Origin of the sequence: Paenirhizobium naphthalenivorans, from assembly GCF_007992095.1 — a bacterium.
Taxonomy (GTDB): Bacteria; Pseudomonadota; Alphaproteobacteria; order Rhizobiales; family Rhizobiaceae; genus Allorhizobium; species Allorhizobium naphthalenivorans.
On the sequence record NZ_BJZP01000069.1, the window covers coordinates 1 to 2,918 of the forward strand.

4 protein-coding genes are annotated in these 2,918 nt (G+C 60.7%); 3 read left to right on the forward strand and 1 reads right to left on the reverse strand.

Going from position 1 to position 2,918, the window contains the following annotated elements:
* The 3 genes from RNA01_RS22960 to RNA01_RS22970 all read left to right on the forward strand — a co-directional run.
* A partial coding sequence (locus tag RNA01_RS22960) for a Mu transposase C-terminal domain-containing protein (protein ID WP_170253621.1) occupies positions 1-650 on the forward strand: 650 nt, incomplete at its 5' end.
* A gap of 5 nt (positions 651-655) precedes the next feature.
* A complete protein-coding gene (locus RNA01_RS22965; RefSeq protein WP_235916855.1) occupies positions 656-1,531 on the forward strand; it encodes a TniB family NTP-binding protein in 876 nt (291 codons plus the stop codon).
* Positions 1,528-2,565, forward strand: coding sequence for a TniQ family protein (locus RNA01_RS22970; RefSeq protein WP_147182408.1), 1,038 nt, complete (start codon positions 1,528-1,530; stop codon positions 2,563-2,565). The genes RNA01_RS22965 and RNA01_RS22970 overlap by 4 nt, the downstream gene beginning before the upstream one ends.
* A gap of 24 nt (positions 2,566-2,589) precedes the next feature.
* Here the strand turns inward: RNA01_RS22970 and scpB are convergent.
* On the reverse strand, positions 2,590-2,918 hold a 329-nt coding region (gene scpB, locus RNA01_RS22975; protein WP_147182409.1), incomplete at its 5' end, for an SMC-Scp complex subunit ScpB.

Here is a 2,918-nt window from a genome sequence, read left to right on the forward strand (position 1 = left end):
GGGCCTGCGTGAGCTTCGCCGATCTGGAGCGCTGCGTTGCGCTGGCCGTGATCGATCACAACCTGCAGGAAAACTCCAAGACCCTGAATGTCCCCATGAAGGAATGGCAGCGCAAGGCAACCGCCCTGCCTCGTTTCGACGATGACCCGCAGCGCGTGCTGTTGTCGTTCTTGCCGGGGACGGAAAGGCAATTGTCACCGCAAGGGATCAGCATGTTCGCCATGCACTATTATTCGCCGTGGCTGAGCGCCGTCGTTCCCGAACGTGACCGGCTCGGAAAGCTTGAGGTGCGATACGACCCCCGTGACATCAGCCATGTTTACATCCGCGACCCGGAAACAAGACAGTTTCGGCCGGTCGAGCGACGCGACGGCCAACTGACCTCAGTGACGCTGTGGGAGCATGAGGCGGAACGCACCCGTCGGCGTGCGGCAAACCACCGCTCAAGCACTGAGAAGGTGGCGCTCCGCCGCGAGATCGCAGCCATTGTGCAATCGGCGAAACCCTCCAGGCGCCAGTTGCGTGATGCTGTCCGCAAGGCCCATGCCGCCGCGGCGGAAAAGCCTTATGCCATTATGCAGCAGCCGGCACTTCCTCCCGCCGAGCATCCCACGCGTCAGAAGAGCCGGTTGCCGATGGAGGATTGGTAGCAACAGTGGATCATTTGATCGAGCATGTCCGGCCGTATCTTGATCGTGATCATGAGGCAAGGATCGCTTATATCCGCGCGCCACGGTGGATCGGGCACCATGTCGCCCAGGACAGCCATCGGCGGCTGGCCGAACTGCTGGATCGGCCTCCATCTTTGCGAACCCAGGGGCTGATGTTGGTCGGCCCCTACGCCAATGGCAAGACGATGATTGCCGAGCGGTTCGCCGTCGAGCACTTGAGAACCTCGCCCAAGCAAAGGGTATGGATAGCCCAGACACGCGAAGGCGCTGGCCTTGGCCATTTCTATGCCAGTATTCTGCAGGCGCTGCGGGCTCCAGGCGGCGATATGTGGAACCTTGGCCGAAAGGCCGAGCAACTCGACCACTTGCTGTTCAGCCTCAAACCGAGGGTGCTGATTTTCGATGAATTTCATAATGCGTTGCGGGGCCGTGCGCGCGACGTCGAAGCTGTCTTTGCCTTCCTGCGGCGGATCGGGCGTCAATACGACATCTCGCCTGTGCTGATTGGCGAGGTGTCCGTCTGCGATTTCATCAATTCCACCAGCGAGATGGCGAGCCGCTTCGACCTGGTTGCAGTTCCACGTTGGCAATATGACGAGAACTACCTCATGCTGCTCGACAGTCTCGAAGCCGCTTTGCCGCTCGCAAAAGTCTCGGATTTGTCGAACGAACCATTGGCGCGGCAAATATTCAGCCTGTCGGAAGGCCTGATCGGCGAGATCGTCACCATCGTTACCAAAGCAGCTGTCGCGGCGATCATGTCCACGAGCGAACGCATCACCAAGGCCGGAATCGACGAACTGCACCATGTGCCGGTCTCGCAGCGGCGCAGCAGGGCCTTTCGCGAGAGCCTTCTATGACGACGGCCGACGCGCACGCGCCGGCAATCAGCCTTCGCGAACGATATGGTGACGTGGTTTCTGACCGGTGGCCGGTCACCGTGATGCCGCAGCCAGACGAATTGCTGTCAAGCTGGTTGCACCGGCTTGCCTTTGCCAACGGAGTATCCCCGAGAGCATTCGCGCGTGTGCTCGGACTTAATCCGGGAATGTGGTCGGCCGCCCTCGATCTGAGGCTACCGGCCGACATCGCAAACCTGCTGTACGCCAAAACGGGCGTGGCGCATGATCAGCTCGCGGCGATGACGGTATCGCAGGATCTGCCGAAACAACTCTTGCTGCCGCTGCGCTACAACAGGCATCGCGACAGTTCTACGTGGCTGCAGTTCTGCTGCCGCTGTTTGAACGAGGATGCGCAACCCTATTTCCGGCGTCGATGGCGGCTGGCGACACGGGTTTCTTGCACAGAGCATGGCTGTCGATTGCGAGATCGATGTCCGTCCTGCAATCGCTGCATTGCAGTCTTTGACCAGAGCGAACTCGTGCCGCAACATTCTTGTGCTGCGTGCGGCTACGACTTACGCCGCGCACCAATCCCTTACCTCAGTCCAGTGACGAGAACGTTCGACCGATGCATCGACAATGTATGCAGCCTGGAAGCAATCGCCCACTCCCCATCGGGACCCATGCTTATCCGCCGGCTCTTGAGCTTGCCCAGTACAGGCGGATACTACTCAGCGATGAACCTCACCAGTCTGTCGACAGCGGCAAGGGCTTACTGCGCCGAACGTCTCAATTGCCCAAGTGAAGGGCCGGTGGATGACGCCGAGGATGAGGAACGCAAAGCACGCCGTCTGTGGCGCCTGATCCCGTCGCCGTGTGATCACCCCGCCTGGATCGAGCTTCTGGCGAAAGCTCTCGGGCGCAGTAGAGGACAGCCTAATGTCTCGAAAGGCAAGGAGCCGGCTATAAAGCTTCCGGACCTGCTAGGCGCCTATGCCAGAATGAACCCAGGTCCCGGCCGTCGCCGGGTGCAGGAGATGATTGGAACCTAAAGAAGCCGCACAGGACCTATATCCTCACTCCTCCAGTACGTCGCTCTCAACCAGCCCAAGCGCGGTTTCCTTGAGCGCCTGCCGGCTGAGCAGCCCGGCGTCCTCGAGCCCCTCCAGATCGGGCAGGTCACGCAGTGTCTCAAGGCCGAACGCCGACAGGAAATGCTTCGTCGTCACATAGGTGTAGGGCGCGCCGGGTGTCGGGCTGCGCGGGCCGGAGCTGAGAAACCCGGCATCGCGAAGACCGGCAATCGTGTCGCGGCTTATCTCCTTGCCAAACATATTGGACAGCTCGCCGCGGGTCACCGGCTGCAAGTATGCGATCGCCGCCAGCACCGCAGCCTCGTTTTCGG